This window comes from Brevibacterium luteolum, from assembly GCF_013004595.1.
Lineage (GTDB): Bacteria > Actinomycetota > Actinomycetes > Actinomycetales > Brevibacteriaceae > Brevibacterium > Brevibacterium luteolum.
The window spans coordinates 416,146-434,791 of the sequence record NZ_JABEMC010000001.1 but is presented as its reverse complement, the minus strand read 5'-3'; the positions used below and the strand labels follow the sequence as shown (position 1 = coordinate 434,791).

The window sequence follows — 18,646 nt, the reverse complement described above, 5'->3', positions numbered from 1 at the left end:
CCCTGGTTCTGCCCCCCCGTTCCCGAGGCGGTGGGCGATAAGGTGCCGGTGGTCTCAGCTGGCATGGTTAGACTTGCGACCTGTGAACCACTCGATTCGTTCCACACAGACGCGGCGTGCTCGCCTGCGCGCCTGCCTCGGCGCCGGCGTTGCTGCTGCAGCCGTCGTGGCCGGCAGCGCGCTCACACCGGCCGCTGCTCTGGCCTCCCCTGCTGCATTAGCCTCCCCTGGTGCGGCAGCTGACGTCGTTGCCGAGGCAGAGGCATCTCCGACAGAGACGATGTACGAACGCGCCCTCATCGAAGACGGCGCCCCGGCCCCGCAGCCGAAAGCGTCCGCATGGGTGGTCGGCGATCTCGACTCCGGTGACGTGTTCACGTCCCAGGAGATGGACCGGCAGCTCGCTCCGGCCTCGGTCATCAAGCTGCTGACCGCTCTGGCTCTCGTCGATGTGCTCGATGACCCGAAGCAGAAGTACGAGGCGGTCTTCGACGATATGGCCGTCGACGGCACCAAGGTGGGTCTCGTGCAGAAGAACGAGTACACCATCGACCAGCTCTTCCACGCGATGCTCATGTCGAGTGCCAACGATGCCGCCCACGCCCTGGGTAATGCCGCCGGCGGGCAGGACAGGGCCGTTGAGCTCATGGAGGCCAAGGCCGAGGAGCTCGGGCTGACCGGCACGGTGCCGAAGAACACCTCGGGCCTGGACGCCGACGGCCAGGTGACGACAGTGCGCGATCAGCTCATCATCGCCCGGGCGATGCTGGACAACGACTACCTCATGAAGATCGTGCAGACGACCGAGTACAAGATGCCTGGTGGTGTCAACCCGGAGACGAAGGAGAAGTTCAAGGGCTACCCGATCCAGGACCACACGAAGATCGTCGGGCGCATCGACGGCGGACTCGGGCTCAAGAACGGCTACACCGTCAAGTCCAAGGGCAGCTTCGTCGCCGTGGCTGAGCGGGACGGCAAGACCTACGCGGCGGCGATCCTGCATTCGGACAACAGCACCCGTCAGGCGGCCATCGACCTGCTCGACTGGTCGTTCGCACAGTCGGACCTGCCAGTCGAGACGACCATCGCGCTGACCCCGGAGCCCAGCGAGGAGCCGAGTCCGGAGCCCGCCGCACCCACGCATGAGGAGACCGCGGCAGCCGAGGCGCAGGAGCCGGCCAGCCCACTGAGCTCACCGCTCATCCTCATCGCCGCTGCCGCCGCGGTACTCGGGGCCGGCGGCATCGCGTTCACGGCCCTGCGCCGGCGCGAGCGCCGACAGCGCGCAGCCGCCTCAGAGTGAGGAGAAGATGCCGCGCTCGGTGAGCTTCGAGGCCAGCCCCGCACCGTCGGGAGCGTAGATCCAGGGCACGCCCTGGCCACGGCCGGAGCCCTTCGAACGACCACCGGCCCACACCGCCTCGCCGACGGTCAGCTGGCGGATGGCAACCGCGACGACATTCTCCGGGTGGTTCTCGACGAACTCGCCGTAGATCTCCTCGTCATGCTGCCCATCATCGCCGATGAGCAGCCACTTGACCTGCGGGAACTCCCGGGCCAGACGTTCGAGGGTGGCACGCTTGTGATCCTGCCCGGAGCGGAACGCGCGGGTGGCTGTCGGCCCCCAGTCGGTCAGCAGCAGCGGTCCGACCGGGTACATGTTCCGGGTGAGGAAGCGCTTGAGGGTCGGGGCGACGTTCCACGGCCCGGTCGACAGGTACAGGATCGGCGAGTTCGGCCGCAGGTAGGTGAGCCGGTCGTAGAGCACCGCCATGCCGGCCACCGGCGAGCGGGCGTGCTCGTCGAGGACGAAGGTGTTCCAGGCGGCGAGGAAGGGACGCGGCAGCGCGGTGACCATGACGGTGTCGTCGATGTCGGAGACGATCCCGAAGCCCTGCTCCTGACCGATGATGCGCACATTGGCGGTGTCGACGAGCGAGTCATCGGTCCACAGCTCGATCTCGACATTGCCGGGCTCGAAGTCACCGGGGATGATCGCATCGACGATCCCGCCGCGATCGGCGGTGACCATATGTTCGGCGCCGTTGACGCGCACCCAGGCATGGTCATCGGACAGCGGCACATTGCCGAAAGAGCGCCAGCCGCGAATCGAGGCCTGCGTATCGGCTGCCGGCTGGCCGGTCTTGGTCAGCACGACGCGGGCGAGAACGCGGATGAAGTTCTCGCTGCCGTAGGAGTCGTAGGCGATGACGGTGCGATGCCAGCCGCGCTTCGTCGCCTTCTCCCGCGCCCAGGCGTGGTAGCGGTCTTCGAGGCGGGCGGCGGTGTGCAGCATCTCGGGGGCGAGATTGCGCGGTGCGGTCTTCTTCTTCACACCTGCCATTGTTCCGGTTCAGCTGAGCAGATGCCACACGCCTGGCCCATCGTGCCCGAGGAGGTGGCTCGGTTACGGGCCGAAGGGCACGTTGTCGAACAGCTGCCATTCCTCATCGGCGGTGTGGAAGTACACGCCGAAGCCGTGGGCCATGAATGACACGTCGTAGTCGGCCGATTCCCGGTAGGCCTGTTCGAGGACCTCCTCGTCGAGCTCCTGGGCGATCGTGACGTGCGGGTGGTACGGAAACGCCAGCTGCTGATTCAGCACTCCGTGGCGCAGGGCATCGGAGAGCTGCTGGCATTCGGAGATGCCGCGGGCGACGGCGATGAACACGACCGGCGAGGTCGGCATGAACGTCCCGGTCCCCCGCAGCTGCAGGGTGAACGGCGAGGTCGCATTCGCCACGCTGCGGATGTGCTCGCGCACGATCGGCCATGCGGTGGCCGGGATCTTCATCGGCGGGATGAGGGTGATGTGGGCCGGGACCGTCGTGCCGCGGGCGTCGCCGAGCGTTGCCCGCAGCGACTGCAGCTGGGAGCCGTAGGGTTCAGGCACATCGAGGGTCACCCCGATCGAGACCATCCCCGAGCCGTCGTCCGGCGGCAGCTCGGGCACTCCCGGCGGAGTGCCCCAGGCCGGGCCGAGGCCCCATTCGTCAGGACGGGCCATCCGGCCCGGTGACTCAGCGGCGGAGGAACCCGATGCGGTCATACACGTCCTTGATGGTCTGCTCGGCGATCGCCGAGGCGGCATCGGCACCGATCGACAGCAGCCGCTCGAGCTCAGCCGGGTCATCGAGCAGCTCACCGGTGCGCTCGCGCACCGGCGCGAGCGTCTCGACGGCGAGGTCGGCGAGCGCGACCTTGAGGTGGCCGTACATCTTGCCGTCGAACTCGGTCACGATCGCATCGATCGGCCGGCCGGACAGCGAGGAGTAGATCGTCAGCAGGTTCGACACACCCGGCTTGTGCTCGGGGTCGTAGGCGATGACGGTGTCATTGTCGGTGACGGCGGACTTGAACTTCTTCGCCAGCGCCTTGGGCTCATCGAGGATGTTGATGAGACCGGCCGGGGAGGCCGCCGACTTCGACATCTTCGCTGTCGGGTCCTGCAGATCGTAGATTTTGGCCGTCTCCTTCGGAATTCCGGCCTCAGGCACCGTGAAGGTGTGCCCGTAACGGTGGTTGAAGCGCTCGGCGAGGTTGCGGGTGAGCTCCAGGTGCTGGCGCTGGTCCTCGCCGACCGGGACGACATCGGGGTGGTACATGAGGATGTCAGCAGCCATGAGCGCCGGGTAGGTCAGCAGGCCGAGCGAGACGTTCTCGCGCTTGGACGACTTGTCCTTGAACTGCGTCATCCGCTGCGCCTCGCCCAAACCGGTGGTGCATTCGAGCACCCAGGACAGCTGCGTATGCTCGGGCACGTGGGACTGCACGAAGATCGTCGACTTCTCCGGATCGATGCCGGCGGCGAGGAACTGGGCGGCGGTGCGCAGGGTCCGCTCGCGCAGCAGCGCGGGATCCTGCTCGACGGTGATCGCGTGCATGTTCGCAATGAAGAAGAACGCGTCGTGCGTCTCCTGCTGCTCCACGAACTGCTGCAGCGCACCGATGTAGTTGCCCAGGTGGAGGGAGTCGGAGGTGGCCTGGATTCCGGAGAGAGTCCGCAGGCGGGTCTGCGGATCGTGCGTGGCGGTCATGGATTCCATTGTGCCACTTCCGCACCCGCGGTCTGCGACTCGGCCACCCGACCACCGCCTCGGCGGCGGACAGCGGCGCAGAGCACCACTGGACTGTCCGCAGAGTGAACAGATGCGCAGCTTTGGTAACGGTTTGACGGTGGTTCGCGCAGAACCTGCCGAAAAGTTAGACAAATCACAGAATTGGCCTCACCATATATTCAGTCTCCGGGAACTCACACACTTCTGCCGTACGCTGCGGCTCCCCGGCCCAGCCCTTCCGTGCGGTGCCGTGCCGCGCGGATGCCGCACGACCAGGTGAATGCCCGCGTTCCCGTGATGTTCCGCCTGACCCGGCGGGGCTCATGCAGCAGAGCAGAAATGGAGCACGTATGTCGGTTGAATACGTCAGAACCGATGAGAGTCTGCCTCCAGTCGGCGTGATCGAACGTCCGCGCTGGACTCCGGGCAAGATCGTCCTGTGGGTTGCGATCGCTGCGGTCGCCGCCGTCGGCTGGGTGATGGTCGCGTTCGTGCGCGGCGAGAACCTCTCAGCCAGTTGGTTCGTCGCCGCTGCGGTCGGCAGCTACCTCATCGCCTTCCGCTTCTACGCGAAGTTCATCGAATGGAAGATCTGCCGACCCGACCACAAGCGGGCGACCCCCGCGGAGATCAACGAGAACGGCCGCGACTTCACCCCGACCGACCGCCGCGTCGTGTTCGGCCACCACTTCGCCGCGATCTCCGGCGCCGGCCCGCTCGTCGGCCCGATCCTCGCCGCTCAGATGGGCTACCTGCCCGGCACGCTGTGGATCATCCTCGGCGTCATCGTCGCCGGTGCGGTGCAGGACTACATGGTGCTGTACTTCTCGACCCGCCGCAACGGCCGGTCGCTGGGCCAGATGGCCCGTGACGAGCTCGGCTCCGTCGGCGGCTTCATCGCCAGCCTCGGCATCCTGCTCATCATGATCATCCTCATCGCCGTGCTCGGCGTCGTCATCATCAACGCCCTGGCCGAGAGCCCCTGGGGCGTCTTCTCGATCGCGATGACGATCCCGATCGCCGTGTTCATGGGTATCTACATGCGCTACATCCGCCCCGGCAAGGTCATCGAGACCTCTGTCATCGGCATCGCCCTCCTCGTGCTCGCGATCGTCGCCGGCGGTTGGGTCAATGCCAACCCGGCGCTGGCTGAGATGTTCCACCTGTCGAAGACGACGCTGGCCTGGTCGCTGATGATCTACGGCTTCTTCGCAGCTGTGCTGCCGGTGTGGGTGCTGCTGGCCCCGCGCGACTACCTGTCGACTTTCATGAAGATCGGCACCATCGTGCTGCTGGCCGTCGGCATCATCATCGTCAACCCGACCGTGCAGATGCCGGCCGTCACCCCGTTCGCCTCGAACTCCGAGGGCCCGGCCTTCGCCGGATCCCTGTTCCCGTTCCTGTTCATCACCATCGCCTGTGGTGCGCTCTCCGGCTTCCACGCCCTGGTGTCCTCGGGCACGACGCCGAAGCTGCTGGAGAAGGAATCGCAGGCGCGTCTGGTGGGCTACGGAGGCATGCTCATGGAGTCCTTCGTGGCGATCATGGCGCTCGTCGCCGCGATCTGCCTCGACAAGGGCATCTACTTCGCCATGAACGCAGCCGAGCCGCTGACCGGCGGCACCGCCGAGGGCGCTGCCGAGTTCATCAACTCGAATCCGTTCATGGAGACGCAGACGACCGCCGCCGAACTCGCCGCTGCTGGTGAGGCCGTCGGCGAGGGTTCAATTGTTTCGCGCACCGGCGGTGCGCCGACCCTGGCAATGGGCATGGCGCATGTCCTGCATCAGGTGCCCGGCTTCGGCGGGCAGTCGGCGATGAGCTTCTGGTACCACTTCGCGGTCATGTTCGAAGCACTGTTCATCCTCACCACCATCGACGCCGGCACCCGTGTTGCCCGCTTCATGTTCTCGGACTGGATGGGCAACTTCTGGCCGAAGTTCCGCGACCCATCCTGGAACATCGGCGCCTGGGTCTCGACGATCGTCATGGTCGGCGCCTGGGGCTCGATCCTGCTCATGGGTGTGACCGACCCACTCGGCGGCATCAACACGCTGTTCCCGCTGTTCGGCATCTCCAACCAGCTGTTGGCGGCAATCGCCTTGGCGGTGGTGTTCGCCTTGGTCTGCAAGGTCGGCAAGGCGCGCTATGCGTGGATCCCCGGGATCCCGCTCGCCTGGGACCTTGCCGTGACGATGACCGCCTCGTGGCAGAAGATCTTCTCCTCTGACCCGAAGCTCGGCTACTGGGCACAGCACTCGGCCTACAAGCAGGCACTCGCCGCCGGTGAGACCTCACTGGGCACCACCGAGGGTGTCGATGCGATGCGCGCGGTTGTGCGCAACACGTTCATCCAGGGCACGCTGTCGATCGTGTTCGCCTCGCTGGTGCTCATGGTCGTCGTCATGGCGATCGCGGTGAGCATCAAGTCGATCCGCACCGGCCCGATGGAGACGACCGAAGCCGCGTTCGTGCCGACGAAGCTCTTCGCCCCAGCCGGCCTCATCGCCACGAAGGCCGAGCGCGAGGTCGAGGCCCAGTGGGAGGAGTACCGTCGCAAGCACGGTCTCGCGCCCGCCGGTGCTGTCGGCGTATCCTCGAAGGAGAAGGCTGAGAAGGATCACGGTGCCTCGGACACCGGTTCCGGCTCGCACGCCGCTCCGAAGGAGAAGTGACGATGAGTTCGTTTGCTGCCGCAGTCGCCCGCCCGTTCAAGGCCGTGCACTGGTACCTCAAGGAGGTCATGGGCGAAAACGCCTACGTCCACTACCTTGAGCACTACGAGCGCCACCACGGCACCCGCGAGGGTGCGATGTGCGAACGCGAATTCTGGCGCGAGCTCATCGACGAGCAGGAGACGAACCCGAAGGCGCGCTGCTGCTGAAGCAGTGACGTCCCACCCGGCGGCCGCCGGTTCACCTCAGGTGGACCGGCGGCCGCCGCGTTTTCCCGTTCCCGAGGTGGTTCGCACCGTTCCCGAGGTGGTGGCCGGGTGGCCGTCAGCGCGCCTCGCTCAGTGCCCCGTCTGTGATCTCCCACGTTCGGGTGCAGCCGATCTCATCGAGGAACTCCGCATCGTGGCTGACGACGATGAGCGCGCCCTGGTAGGCGGTCAGCGCCTCGACGAGCACCTCAAAGCTCTCCAGGTCGAGATTGTTGGTCGGCTCATCGAGCAGCAGCAGCTGCGGGGCCGGATCGGCCAGCAGCAGCTGTGCGAGCGCGACCCGGAACCGCTCCCCACCGGAGAACTGGCCGACCGGCTGATCGGGCCGGTCCTTCTTCAGCTGCAGACCAGCCAGCTGGGAGCGGACTGTGTGCGGGTCCGCGTCCGGGGCCGCTAGCCGGACGGTGTCGAGCACGCTGAGCTGCGGGTCGAGGAGAATGCGCTGCGGCAACACCCCCACCTCGTCGATGACGCGCACACCAGGCTCCTCCCCCGTGCGTACGGCTGTCAGGATCCGGTTGAGCAGGGTCGTCTTGCCGGCTCCGTTCGGACCGGCGAGCGCCACCCGCTCAGGCCCGCGGATGCTGAAGACCTCCTCCCCGCTGTCGAGTTCGAGGACCGTCCGCCCGGCTGGGACTGCAGTGTCGGGCAGTTCGATGTCGATGACGACACGAGGCCGCACCTGAGCCTGGGCTCCCTGCAGATTCTGATAGGCCGCTGCCTCCCGGTCAGCATGGGTGCCGGTGAGCTTCGCCGCTGACTTCTGCGCCTCCATCGCTCTATTGCCGGAGACGATCGGCGGGAGCTTCGCATCCTTCACCGCCTGCTTGGCCGTGCGCTGCCGGCGGTCGAGTTTGATCTGCGCCTCGATCCGCTTGCGCTTCTGCTTGCCCAGCTCGCTGCGCGCGGTCACGGCTGCCTGTTCTGCGGCTTCCTGTTCGGCGGCCAGCTGCCGACGGTAGTCTGCGAAGCTGCCCTCCCAGGTCCGCATTGTCGAGGCCTGCAGCTCGCCTGCCGCATTGCGGGTGCCGGTGCCGTAGAGTTCGACGATCCGGTCGACGCCTGCGAGCAGCCGCCGGTCGTGGCTGATGATGAGCAGCGAACCCCGCCAGCTTTCGATGAGTCCGCGCACGTGTTCTCGGCCGGCAGCATCGAGGTTGTTCGTCGGTTCATCGAGGATCGCCAGCTCCGGCCGGTGCAGGTGCAGGTTCGCGAGCCCGACCTTCACCGCCTCTCCTCCGGAGAGTGTGCGCATCGGCCGGTCGAGCTCATGCTCGGCCAACGGGATCCCGGCTGCCGCAAGTGATTGGCAGGCGCGGGCGGCGATGTCCCAGTCCTGGCCGATGACGTCGAAGTGGGCGACGTCGGCGTCTCCGGTCTCCACCGCTTCGAGCGCGGCGAGCACCTGGTCGATGCCGAGCACTTCGGCGATGGTCTGGTCGCTCAAGGCCAGGTCCTGGGGCAGCACGCCGACGCTGCCGTGGATGTGTATGCGCCCGACCGTCGGTGTCAGTTCGCCGGTGAGCAGACGGACGAGAGTGGTCTTGCCGGCGCCGTTGGCGCCGATGAGACCGGTGCGCCCGCGGGCGATCGAGCCGGTGAGCCCGGACAGTGCGGCGGTGCCGTCGGGCCAGGTGTAGGTGAGCGAGTCAAGAGTGATGAGTGAGTGTTCCACGCATGCCTCCGCGTGTCGAAATCGAAAGGACGATTCGAGACGCGCACAGGCTCAGCCCAATGATCGATGCAGACAGGTCTGCAGGAGCGCAGGAATCCGCGTGTTGCGGGATCTCCGGCGGGCATGATCGATCACGTCAGCCGTGCAGCCGTGAACGGTTCGGCTGCCGAGCGCGGGAATGATGCGCGTCTCAGGGGTGAGTGATCGTCGATTTCACGGAAGGTGGTGTGCTCTCTGCCGGAGTGCGCCGATGCTGTCACCATCGGCGAGGTCTCTGCCAGTATACCCGCCGGCTGCAGGGAGATCGCAAAGAGAATACCGGCTGCGGCCAGCCAGCTCAGGCGGCCTAGGCGAGATCCGGCAGGTCGTAATCGATGACGAGCGGGGCGTGATCGCTCCACCGCTCACCCCACCTGGCCGCTCGATCGACGCGAGCCGCACGGGCAAGCTCCGCCAAGCCCGGGGTCGCGGCGTGGTAGTCAATGCGCCACCCGGCGTCGTTGTCGAAGGCCTTCCCGCGCATCGACCACCAGGTGTAGGGGCCGGGAACCTCACCGGAGAGCTTGCGGTGCACATCGACCCAGCCGAGCTCACCGAAGAACCGGTCGAAGTACGCTCGCTCCTCAGGCAGGAAGCCGGCCTTCTTCTGGTTGGCCTTCCAGTTCTTGATGTCGAGCTCCGTGTGGCCGACGTTGAGGTCGCCGGTGATGAGCGCGTGATCGGCGTGCTGCTGAAGTTCGGGCAGCCGGCGCACCATCTGGTCGAAGAACCGGTACTTGTCATCCTGCTTCGGGGTGCCGGCCTCACCGGAGTGGACGTAGACGGACACGACGGTCAGCAGGGAGCCGTCGGCGAGTTCGTAGTCGGCCTCCAGCCAGCGGCCGGAGCGGTCGAAGTAGTCATCCCCGTTGCCGACCCGCAGCTCCTTCGCAGGCGCGCGGCTCATGACGGCCACGCCTGCCCGGCCCTTCGCCTCGGCGTCGGCGGAGTAAGAGTGGAAGCCGGTGGGCTCGAGGACGCCTAAGGCGATGTCGTTCTGGGCGCGGACTTCCTGCAGGGTGACGATGTCGGCGCCGGAGCCGGCCAGCCAGTCGGACATTCCCTTGCGAAAAGCGGCGCGGACACCGTTGACATTCACTGTGGCGATTCGGAGCATGGCCACCATTGTGCCACGTGTCAAGCTCCGACTCCGGCGCTCAAGACCGCCGTCTCGCACAGCAGGAACGGACCGCATGCGCTGCCTCGTGCCCGAGGTGGGTCTGCACCGTGCCCGAGGCGGGACTCACCTCCCGGCAATCGGCGTCAGTCCTGGTCACCGACGGGGTGGGTGCGTCAGGATGGCAGGCGCTTCATGCGCCTGTGACCTTGCTCAAAGGGTTCGCCCGGTTACCCCCTGCAGCTGACCAGGGCGTAGAGTGGGAGGAGATAACCCGCCGAAGGAGGAGCCATGGCTGATACGCCCCCCATCGATCCGGATGCCCTGAGCATCAGCCCCTTTGACGAAGTCGACGCCCTCGACCTGCGCGAGTTCCTCATGAATGCGCAGGAGCAGTTCTGGGGAGACCTGGAGCTCAAAGACCACCACGATCCCTACTGGTTCCGGCAGTTCGCCTCGTCCGGACTCGTCGCCAAGCACAAGACCGAGATCGTCGGTTATCTGCTCGGCGCGATCCCGATCGACGGCCCTGCCTACATCCACCTGGTCGCTGCACGCTCGGACTTCCGCCATCAGGGAATCGGGCGCCATCTCTACCGTGCGTTCATCGATCTCGCCCGCAGCAAGGGCGTGCAGGAAGTGCAGGCGACGACGATGCCGGACAACTCCGGTGCGATTTCGTTCCACTCCTCGATGGGCTTCGAGAGCGAGCTCATGGAGGACTACGGCGGTCCCGGTGTCGCCCGTGTGTTCTTCCGCATGCCGCTGACCTCGTACTGACGAAGGCGGCACAGCGCTGAGCCGCACGGCTCCTTGACACAGTGAGGGCCTCACCCGATGCGGGTGAGGCCCTCACTGTGTTCTGCCGGTGTGCGGATCAGTCCTGCTGGCCGGCCTGGCGTTCGGCGATCTCGACGACGTTGCGCAGCAGCAGCGCGCGGGTCATCGGCCCGACTCCGCCGGGGTTCGGCGACAGCCAGCCGGCAACCTCGGCCACGGCTGGGTCGACGTCACCGGTGATCCTGCCTTTGCCGGTCTCCTCGTCGACGACGCGGGAGACCCCGACGTCGAGGACGACGGCACCGGGCTTGACCGCCTCGGGCTTGACCAGGTGGGCCGAGCCGGCAGCGGCGACGATGACGTCGGCCTGCTGCAGCAGCTCATCGAGGTTCCGGGTGCCGGTGTGGGTCAGGGTGACCGTCGCGTTGTGGTCGCGGCGGGTGAGCAGCGAGCCGATCGACCGGCCGACGGTGACCCCGCGGCCGATGACGACGACGTGCTGGCCGGCCAGATCGATGCCAGCCCGGTCGATGAGCTCGATGACGCCGCGCGGGGTGCACGGCAGCGGCGAGTCGATCGGCCGGTTGACGTTGAGCATGAGCCGGCCGAGGTTCATCGGGTGCAGGCCGTCGGCGTCCTTGTCCGGGTCGATGCGCTCTAAGATCGCATCGGTGTCGATGTGATCGGGCAGCGGCAGCTGGACGATGTAGGCGGTGCACTCGTCATCGGCGTTGAGCTCGTCGATGACCGCTTCGAGGTCTGCCTGGCTGATGTCCTCGGGCAGGTCGCGGCGGATCGAGCGGATGCCGACCTGCTCGCAGTCGCGGTGCTTGCCTGCCACGTACGACTGGGAGCCGGGGTCCTCACCGACGAGCACTGTGCCGAGCCCGGGCGTGTGCCCGGACTCGGCCAGGGTGCGCACCCGTGAGGCGAGTTCATCCTTGATGTCCTTGGCTGCTGCCTTGCCGTCGAGTCTCTGCGCTGTCATCAGTACTGGTTCAGTCCTTCGTAGAGCGGGAAGTCCGCGGTCAGCTTCGCCACCCGGGCCTTGAGGGCGGCCACGTCCGGGCTGGGCTTGAGCGACTCGGCGATGATGTCAGCGACCTCGGTGAACTCGTTCGCGCCGAAGCCGCGCGTCGCCAGGGCCGGGGTGCCGATGCGCAGACCGGAGGTGACCATCGGCGGGCGCGGGTCGAAGGGCACCGCGTTGCGGTTGACGGTGATGCCGACCTCGTGGAGGAGGTCCTCGGCCTGCTGTCCGTCGAGGGCGGAGTTGCGCAGGTCGACGAGTGCAAGGTGGACGTCGGTGCCGCCGGTGAGGACGGAGACGCCAGCGGCGGCGACATCGGATTCGAGGAGGCGCTCAGCGAGGATCTTCGCACCTTCGACGGTGCGTTCCTGACGCTCCTTGAACTCCTCGGTGCCGGCGAGTTTGAACGCCACGGCCTTGGCGGCGACGACGTGCATGAGCGGTCCGCCCTGCTGGCCGGGGAAGACCGCCGAGTTGAGTTTCTTGGCGTGCTCGGGGTCGCGGGAGAGGATGAAGCCCGAGCGCGGGCCGCCGATCGTCTTGTGCACCGTTGAGGACACGACATCGGCGTGCGGGACCGGGTTGGGGTGCAGGCCGGCGGCGACGAGGCCGGCGAAGTGGGCCATGTCGACCCACAGGGCAGCACCGACCTCATCGGCGATCTCGCGGAAGGCGGCGAAGTCGAGCTGGCGGGGGTAGGCCGACCAGCCGGCGACGATGACCTTCGGGCGGCTGGCGAGCGCCTGCTCGCGGACCTTGTCCATGTCCACCCGGTAGGTCTCAGGATCGACTTCGTAGGCCGAGACCTCGTAGAGGCGGCCGGAGAAGTTGATCTTCATGCCGTGGGTCAGGTGGCCGCCGTGGGCGAGGCTGAGGCCGAGCAGACCGTCGCCGGCGCGGGCGAAGGCGTGCATGACAGCGGCATTGGCCGAAGCACCCGAGTGCGGCTGGACGTTGGCGTACTCGGCGCCGAAGAGGCTCTTGGCCCGGTCGATGGCGAGGTTCTCGGCGATGTCGACGGCTTCGCAGCCGCCGTAGTAGCGGCGGCCCGGGTAGCCCTCGGCGTACTTGTTCGTCAGCACCGACCCCTGCGCCTGCAGCACTGCAGTGGGGACGAAGTTCTCCGAGGCGATCATCTCGAGCGTGCCGCGCTGGCGGTCGAGCTCCTGGTCGAGGACGGAGGCGATCTCCGGGTCGATCTGATCGATCGAGGCGTTCATGGTCGACGCATCGTTCATTCCGGCGGCTCCTTGCAAGACGGGAATATATGGGATTCGATAGCGGGCGGCCCGGCTCCACCGCCGGCATGGTGCTCGCCAGAGACCACTCTAACAGCCGCAAACCGCCGCACGGCGGGCGTCTCATCCACACGTCCACCGCCGTATCAGCACACGCGCCCAGCGCCCGAGGCCGGGGTCGAACGCCGGCGCGCGCACGCGCGTGCCTACACTTATGAGCTATGCAGACCCCCGCCTCGCCCAGCACGCCCGCCACCGCAGTTCCAGCCGCCAGCCCAGCCCCTGCCTCGGGAGCGGACACGGCACCCGAATGGGTGCTCTCGATCGCCTGCCCCGACCAGGGCGGCATCGTCCACGCCGTGTCCGGGATGCTCGTCGGCATCGAGGCGACGATCACCGAATCCCAGCAGTTCGGCTCCCCGGACACCCACCAGTTCTTCCTGCGGATGCAGTTCCGCACCCACACCGGTGAGGACGAGATCCGGGCGGCACTGGCCCCGGTTGCTGAGCGGCTGAACATGTCCGCTGAGCTGCACCGGGCCGATCGGAGGCTGCGCACGCTTGTCATGGTGTCGAAGGCCGGGCACTGCCTCAACAGTCTGCTGTTCCACACCGGTTCCGGGGCGCTGCCGATCGACATCGCGGCAGTGGCCGGCAACCACGAGGTGCTCGCCCCGATGGCCGAGCACGCCGGGGTGCCCTTCCACCACATCCCCGTCACCGCCGAAACGAAGGCCGACGCTGAGGCGGAGCTGCTGCGGCTGGTCGATGAGCTCGACATCGAACTCGTCGTGCTCGCCCGCTATATGCAGATCCTCTCCCCTGCCCTGTGCGAGCGGATGGCCGGGCGGATCATCAACATCCACCATTCGTTCCTGCCGAGCTTCAAGGGCGCCCGCCCCTACCATCAGGCCCACGACCGCGGGGTCAAGATCATCGGCGCGACCGCCCACTACGTCACCGATGACCTCGATGAGGGCCCGATCATCGAACAGGACGTCGTGCGCGTCGAGCACCGGCACACCCCGGCCCAGTTCATCCGCTTCGGCCAGGACGTCGAGGCAGCTGTGCTCTCGCGCGCTGTCGGCTGGCATGCCGAGGGCCGGGTGCTGCTCGACGGGCACCGCACCGTCGTCTTCGACTGAACCCGGCCACCGCCTCGGGAGCGGGCCCGGCCACCGGCACGTTGCTGGGATGTTGCCGAACGATCACACGCAGACCCTGCCGCTGGTGCGTGTGGAGCCATAGATTGGCCCTATGAGCAACCTCAACAGCGACGACGCCCTCCGCCAGCCGGTGATCAAGCGCGGGCCGGTCAACCTCGCCCGGCAGGCACTGCTGCGGCTGACGAACCTCGGGCTGACAACCGCCTACACCGCCTACCGGGCGCATCCGGCGCTGTGGCGGCTGACCGCCCGGAACTACCGGCCGGGCCTGGAGCGCTTCGCCAATCTCAACGCGTGGATGATCTGCCAGCAGGCCAGCCTCGATGTGCCGGCCTATCAGGACCATCTGGTCGCCAACAACTACGCGTTCCGGTGGTGGGACCTCGACAGCTACCCGCAGACCTCGAAGTCCGGGTATGTCAGCGCGTATTCCGAGGAGGACCGGTGCTGGAACGGCCGCATCGACATGGTCGGCACCGTCGTCGACGAATCCTCCGGCTCCTCGGGCACCCCGTACAACTGGATGCGCTCGAAGAAGGAGCTGGCGACCGTGCACAAGAACGTCGCCGGCTACGTCACCTTCCTGTTCGGCTCGAAGGACCTCTTCTGCATCAACGCCTTCTCGATGGGCGCCTGGGCGACCGGCACGAACACCGGCCTGGCGATGGCGAAGGTCGCGATGGTGAAGAACACCGGCCCGGACCTGGAGAAGATCCTCGACACGCTGCGCCATTTCGGCCCCCAGCACACGTATCTCATCAGCGCCTACCCCCCGTTCCTCAAACACCTCGTCGACCGGATGGACGCCGAGGACCCCGAATACTGGGATCAGTTCACACTCAACGGGTTCGTCGGCGGGGAGGCGATGACCGAGGGGCTGCGCGACTATGTGCAGAAGCGCTTCGAGCGCGTCTACTCCGGATACGGCGCCTCGGATCTGACGATCGGGATGGCCGGTGAGACCGATGTCGCCGTTGAGATCCGTCGCGAACTCACCCGCAACGACGCCTTCCGTGCGGCACTGCTCGGCGAGGGTGAGGACCGCACGCCGATGATCTTCCAGTACAACCCGCTGGAGACCTTCCTGGAGACCACCGACGACGGGGAGCTCGTCGTCACGATCAACTCCGCCTCGGTCATGAGCCCCAGGCTGCGCTACAACATCGGCGATGAAGCAACCCTCATCGACTTCCCCGACATGGTCGCCATCACCCGCCAGTTCCCAGAGCTAGCCTCCCGGCTGTCGTCGGCGTTCCGCCGGCAGGGGATGCGGCTGCCGTTCGTGCTGCTCTACGGCCGAGCAGATTCGACGATCTCCTACATGGGCGCCAACATTTACCCGCTCGATGTCGAGAACGGCCTGTACCGCCATGAGCGCTTCGCCGGGCTCATCGAGTCCTTCCGCATCGAGCTGCGCGACCACGGCGAGCTGGAGGTCCGCCCGGCCCTGCATGTCCAGCTGCGCGACAGCGCAAAGGCCCGCGCGCTCACCGACGGCGAGCGCACCGCGATGACCGCGGCCCTCACGTCCGGGGTGCTCGACCACCTGACCGAGGTGTCCCGGGACTTCAAGCAGTCCCTGGAAGAGGACCCCTCGGCCGCGGAAATCCACCTCGAGCTCCACGACCACGGCACCGGCCCGTTCACCGGCGGGCAGACGAAGATCAAGAACGTCTACCTCATGACGGAGGACTGACCATGCGCACAACCGACTTCTCCCACACCCCGCCGCAGGGCCGGGCTGGTTCGGTGTTCCTCGGCTGCAACGAATACCGCTCCTCGCTTGCGATGGCCGACCAGATCCGCCGCTGGCCCAAGCTCGCCCGGGCGCTCAAGCGCGCGCCGGGCTACCTGTGGCATCGCAGCTACTACGAGTTCCCCAAACGCATCGGGCTCATCGTCGCCTTCGAAACCCAGGACGACCTCATGCGCTTCGCCCGCACGCACGAGCACCACGAGATCATGCGCTGGCTGGTGGGCCGCGGCGATGAGTCCCCGGCCCGCGGCGGGTTCATCCGCATCCTCACCGCCGAGGACTGGGGATACACGAACGGGATCTTCCGCGCCGAGGACGCTTCCACCGGGATGATCGACCGGTTCTCCCCTGTGGCCGGTGAGACCGCCGCCGAGGCGCCGGCGACCGTGGGTGCAGGCTCTCAGCTGGGTGCCGGTCGCTGATGCTCATCACCGTCTCCGAAGTCTCCACCCGGGCTGAGCTGCGCGAATTCCTCGACTTCTCCGCCACGCTGGCAGCCAGCCAGGGTGGGGCCGATCACTGGGTGCCGCTGCTGCGCTCTGATATCACCGCCTGGTGGACCGGCCGCTCCTGGTTTCCCGATGTCACCCTGCTCATCGCCAAGGATCCCGGCGGCCGAGTCGTCGGACGCACCACCGCCCACCGGTATCCGGCACTCGATGAGCGGCTCTCAGGCCGACTGCGCCGCAGGCTCACCCCACCAGAGGTACAGGCAGACGTCGTCGACGACTGGCAGCACCGGCAGGTGCGCGCCCAGCTGTTCGGCGCTACCGAGTTCGAGACCCCGGAGGCTGCTGAGGCGCTCTTCGCCGAGCTGGAGGCCCGCGCGCAGGCGGCCGGCTGCACCCACCTGTTCGGCCCGGTGTCCCTGCTGCCGAACGAGACCGGCGGCGTCGTGGTCTCCGGACACGAACACCCCGGCTTCTTCGACACCGCCTGGAACACTGCGGCCACTGCTCACATCTATGAGGCGGCCGGGTTCCACCGTTGGGGCGGCGGACACACATGGGAGGTCGAGCTCGCCGATGTCCCTGCCGCCCGGGCCACGGCACCGACTGAGAAGGAGTGTGCTGCCGCCGGCGTGCGCATCTCCGCGCCCTCCCGGCTCGGGCTGTCCCGCGCCTTGAACCGCATCCAGCCGACGATGAACGCCGCCTTCGACGGGCTGGCCTACTACACGCAGATCTCGAACACCCAGTTCGCCTCCCAGACCCAGGGGCTGGCCATGCTCATGGACCCCGGCCTCATCGTCACCGCCGAAGACGTTGATGCCGGGCCAGGCGACCCGGCGGCGGCGTTCATCCTCACCGTCCCCGACCCGGTCAACGTGCTGCGGGCCACTGGCGGACGGCTCAATGCCAGGGCTGCCGGGTTGCTGGCGCGCGAACAGCTCACCGGGCGCACCGCCTCGGGCACGGGGCGCGACGCGGTGCTCATCATCCAGGCCGCCCACCCGGACGCGCAGGGCCGCGGGCTCGTCTCCCTGCTGGCGCGGAAGATGTACTCTGAACTCGTGCGCAAAGGCTACCGGCGGCTGCGCGTGACGTACGTCGGTGATGACAATCTCGGTTCCTCGGCCGTGCCCGGCAAGGCCGGCGGCCACTGGCTTCACGAACTCCGCTTCTTCTTCCGCGAGGTGCAGGCATGACCCGACCGCTGACCACCGAGACGATCGAGGGTCTCTTCGACATCGCCTCCCGCGCGCCGAGCGCCCACAACACGCAGCCGTGGCTGCCGCGACTGCTCGAGATCACCGGGGCCGGGGCCAGAATCCGGGTGCGCACCGACCCCGAGCGCACACTGCCGGTCGGCGACGAACACGGCGCGGACCTCGGCATGTCACTGGGCTGCTGGGTTGAGGCCTGTGCGATCGCCGCAGCAGAGGAGGACCTGCGGCTGCGTGAGCTCACGGTCACCGGTGCGCGGCATGACGTGACGATCACGTTCCTGCTGACGCCCGCTGGAGCCGAGCCGGCGGGCGGTGCGGCGCCCGTGGCCGATGCGGCGGAACCTCCCGATGCGGAGGTCTCGGCGGGGTTCTCGGTTGCTGAGGTGCTGACCCGGCAGGTTGATCGCGGCCGGCTGCGCCGCGACACCGCCGCAGTCGAGGCAGCGGTGGCCGAGTATGCCGCGCTGCGCCCGCAGGCGATCCTCGATCGCACCGCCCACGGTGAGGTGCACCGGCAGGAGGTCGATGACCGGATCTCGGGCATCGTCATCGCGCAGGTGCCAGAGGCAATCTGGGTCAAGGCCGCCCGCTATGCGCAGTCGGCGCCGTTCGAGCCGCGGGAGGCCTTCGATGAGACGCTGCGCTGGCTGCGGCTTGACGACCGCGATCCCCGCTATCAGGAGGACGGTCTGACGGCTGAGACCCTGCGCCTGCCGCGCCGGACCTCCCGGCTGGCAGCCCGCCTGCTCGGCGGTGATGAGGCACCGGATGAGGCCCGTGCCCGGCTGCGCGACATGCTCGTGACTGCTGGTGCCTGGTCGACGATGCTGCCGACGTTCATCACCCGCCGCGCCCCGGACCGGCTGGCACTGGCGATCGAAGCTCGGCATCCCAGTGAGGTCAGCGCCGAACGCTGGGTGCTGCTGGGCCGCGAGCTCATGCGGCTGTGGCTCATCTTCGCCCGCCATGGGCTGCGGGTCTCGGTCGAGTCGCAGCTCAAGGATGTGCAGCTGCCGGCGGCGATGCTCGCCGATGTGCTGCGCCGCACCGCCCCGGCCCGCAACGGCGGGAAGCCGGTCTACCAGCCCTTCACCGCTTTCACGGTGGGACGGTCGACCGGCCCCGTGCCGCGCTCACCGCGGCTGCGCTGAGCTGCAAAGCGCCGAGCGCTGAG

General features: G+C 67.5%; 16 protein-coding genes. 9 read left to right on the top strand and 7 right to left on the bottom strand.

The genetic code is table 11. The features are described from left to right. Window positions 1-82 precede the first annotated feature (82 nt). Window positions 83-1,303, top strand: coding sequence for a D-alanyl-D-alanine carboxypeptidase family protein (locus tag HLA91_RS02100; protein WP_338076719.1), 1,221 nt, complete (start codon window positions 83-85; stop codon window positions 1,301-1,303). Here the strand turns inward: HLA91_RS02100 and HLA91_RS02095 are convergent. From HLA91_RS02095 to trpS, 3 genes are all read right to left on the bottom strand, one after another. Beyond that, window positions 1,295-2,344 (bottom strand): App1 family protein phosphatidate phosphatase, encoded by a 1,050-nt coding sequence (locus HLA91_RS02095; protein WP_170273304.1) that lies wholly within the window; start codon window positions 2,342-2,344, stop codon window positions 1,295-1,297. The genes HLA91_RS02100 and HLA91_RS02095 overlap by 9 nt on opposite strands. Before the next feature lie 63 nt (window positions 2,345-2,407). Further along, window positions 2,408-3,049, bottom strand: a complete 642-nt coding sequence (locus HLA91_RS02090) for a 2'-5' RNA ligase family protein (RefSeq protein ID WP_170273303.1) — start codon at window positions 3,047-3,049, stop codon at window positions 2,408-2,410. Next, window positions 3,021-4,037 carry a tryptophan--tRNA ligase gene (gene trpS / locus HLA91_RS02085; RefSeq protein WP_170273302.1) on the bottom strand — a complete coding sequence of 339 codons (1,017 nt, stop codon included), beginning with the start codon at window positions 4,035-4,037 and terminating at the stop codon, window positions 3,021-3,023. Before trpS ends, HLA91_RS02090 begins: the two co-directional genes overlap by 29 nt. 371 nt (window positions 4,038-4,408) lie before the next feature. On the opposite strand from trpS, the gene HLA91_RS02080 reads away from it, so the two are divergent. Together HLA91_RS02080 and HLA91_RS02075 are read left to right on the top strand one after the other, a co-directional pair. Next, window positions 4,409-6,733: a carbon starvation CstA family protein gene (locus HLA91_RS02080; RefSeq protein ID WP_102161568.1), complete on the top strand. Its 2,325-nt coding sequence runs from the start codon at window positions 4,409-4,411 to the stop codon at window positions 6,731-6,733. A gap of 2 nt (window positions 6,734-6,735) precedes the next feature. After that, complete coding sequence (locus HLA91_RS02075) at window positions 6,736-6,942, top strand: YbdD/YjiX family protein (RefSeq protein WP_102161567.1); 207 nt, start codon at window positions 6,736-6,738, stop codon at window positions 6,940-6,942. 115 nt (window positions 6,943-7,057) lie between these two features. On the opposite strand, the gene HLA91_RS02070 is transcribed toward HLA91_RS02075, so the two are convergent. Continuing rightward, window positions 7,058-8,677 (bottom strand): ABC-F family ATP-binding cassette domain-containing protein, encoded by a 1,620-nt coding sequence (locus HLA91_RS02070; RefSeq protein ID WP_204514179.1) that lies wholly within the window; start codon window positions 8,675-8,677, stop codon window positions 7,058-7,060. Window positions 8,678-9,023: 346 nt separating this feature from the next. After that, window positions 9,024-9,833 (bottom strand): exodeoxyribonuclease III, encoded by an 810-nt coding sequence (locus tag HLA91_RS02065; RefSeq protein WP_170273301.1) that lies wholly within the window; start codon window positions 9,831-9,833, stop codon window positions 9,024-9,026. A 291-nt stretch (window positions 9,834-10,124) separates the two neighbouring features. Between HLA91_RS02065 and HLA91_RS02060 the strand changes: the two genes are divergently transcribed. After that, a complete protein-coding gene (locus tag HLA91_RS02060; protein WP_102161564.1) occupies window positions 10,125-10,613 on the top strand; it encodes a GNAT family N-acetyltransferase in 489 nt (162 codons plus the stop codon). Window positions 10,614-10,710: 97 nt separating this feature from the next. Here the strand turns inward: HLA91_RS02060 and HLA91_RS02055 are convergent, their stop codons facing one another. Then, window positions 10,711-11,601 (bottom strand): bifunctional methylenetetrahydrofolate dehydrogenase/methenyltetrahydrofolate cyclohydrolase, encoded by an 891-nt coding sequence (locus tag HLA91_RS02055; protein WP_170273300.1) that lies wholly within the window; start codon window positions 11,599-11,601, stop codon window positions 10,711-10,713. Beyond that, a complete protein-coding gene (gene glyA, locus HLA91_RS02050) occupies window positions 11,601-12,881 on the bottom strand; it encodes a serine hydroxymethyltransferase (RefSeq protein WP_170273299.1) in 1,281 nt (426 codons plus the stop codon). The genes HLA91_RS02055 and glyA overlap by 1 nt, the downstream gene beginning before the upstream one ends. Window positions 12,882-13,102: 221 nt before the next feature. On the opposite strand from glyA, the gene purU reads away from it, so the two are divergent. From purU to HLA91_RS02025, 5 genes are all read left to right on the top strand, one after another. After that, window positions 13,103-14,026 carry a formyltetrahydrofolate deformylase gene (purU, locus tag HLA91_RS02045; RefSeq protein WP_165884702.1) on the top strand — a complete coding sequence of 308 codons (924 nt, stop codon included), beginning with the start codon at window positions 13,103-13,105 and terminating at the stop codon, window positions 14,024-14,026. 112 nt (window positions 14,027-14,138) lie between these two features. After that, window positions 14,139-15,743 (top strand): phenylacetate--CoA ligase family protein, encoded by a 1,605-nt coding sequence (locus HLA91_RS02040; protein WP_170273298.1) that lies wholly within the window; start codon window positions 14,139-14,141, stop codon window positions 15,741-15,743. Between the two features lie 2 nt (window positions 15,744-15,745). Next, a complete protein-coding gene (locus HLA91_RS02035; RefSeq protein WP_170273297.1) occupies window positions 15,746-16,225 on the top strand; it encodes a hypothetical protein in 480 nt (159 codons plus the stop codon). Beyond that, the gene (locus HLA91_RS02030) at window positions 16,225-17,451 is read left to right on the top strand and encodes a hypothetical protein (protein ID WP_170273296.1); all 1,227 of its coding nucleotides are present in this window, start codon (window positions 16,225-16,227) and stop codon (window positions 17,449-17,451) included. Before HLA91_RS02035 ends, HLA91_RS02030 begins: the two co-directional genes overlap by 1 nt. Next, window positions 17,448-18,623 (top strand): nitroreductase family protein, encoded by a 1,176-nt coding sequence (locus HLA91_RS02025; RefSeq protein ID WP_170273295.1) that lies wholly within the window; start codon window positions 17,448-17,450, stop codon window positions 18,621-18,623. Before HLA91_RS02030 ends, HLA91_RS02025 begins: the two co-directional genes overlap by 4 nt. Window positions 18,624-18,646 lie beyond the last annotated feature (23 nt).

Excerpts from the sequence above, each read along its gene's own strand:
- HLA91_RS02095 (WP_170273304.1), bottom strand. The coding sequence starts at position 2,344 with ATGGCAGGTGTGAAGAAGAAGACCGCACCGCGCAATCTCGCCCCCGAG.
- HLA91_RS02090 (WP_170273303.1), bottom strand. The coding sequence starts at position 3,049 with ATGACCGCATCGGGTTCCTCCGCCGCTGAGTCACCGGGCCGGATGGCC.
- trpS (WP_170273302.1), bottom strand. The coding sequence starts at position 4,037 with ATGACCGCCACGCACGATCCGCAGACCCGCCTGCGGACTCTCTCCGGA.
- HLA91_RS02080 (WP_102161568.1), top strand. The coding sequence starts at position 4,409 with ATGTCGGTTGAATACGTCAGAACCGATGAGAGTCTGCCTCCAGTCGGC.
- HLA91_RS02075 (WP_102161567.1), top strand. The coding sequence starts at position 6,736 with ATGAGTTCGTTTGCTGCCGCAGTCGCCCGCCCGTTCAAGGCCGTGCAC.
- HLA91_RS02065 (WP_170273301.1), bottom strand. The coding sequence starts at position 9,833 with ATGCTCCGAATCGCCACAGTGAATGTCAACGGTGTCCGCGCCGCTTTT.
- HLA91_RS02060 (WP_102161564.1), top strand. The coding sequence starts at position 10,125 with ATGGCTGATACGCCCCCCATCGATCCGGATGCCCTGAGCATCAGCCCC.
- HLA91_RS02055 (WP_170273300.1), bottom strand. The coding sequence starts at position 11,601 with ATGACAGCGCAGAGACTCGACGGCAAGGCAGCAGCCAAGGACATCAAG.
- glyA (WP_170273299.1), bottom strand. The coding sequence starts at position 12,881 with ATGAACGATGCGTCGACCATGAACGCCTCGATCGATCAGATCGACCCG.
- purU (WP_165884702.1), top strand. The coding sequence starts at position 13,103 with ATGCAGACCCCCGCCTCGCCCAGCACGCCCGCCACCGCAGTTCCAGCC.
- HLA91_RS02040 (WP_170273298.1), top strand. The coding sequence starts at position 14,139 with ATGAGCAACCTCAACAGCGACGACGCCCTCCGCCAGCCGGTGATCAAG.
- HLA91_RS02035 (WP_170273297.1), top strand. The coding sequence starts at position 15,746 with ATGCGCACAACCGACTTCTCCCACACCCCGCCGCAGGGCCGGGCTGGT.
- HLA91_RS02030 (WP_170273296.1), top strand. The coding sequence starts at position 16,225 with ATGCTCATCACCGTCTCCGAAGTCTCCACCCGGGCTGAGCTGCGCGAA.
- HLA91_RS02025 (WP_170273295.1), top strand. The coding sequence starts at position 17,448 with ATGACCCGACCGCTGACCACCGAGACGATCGAGGGTCTCTTCGACATC.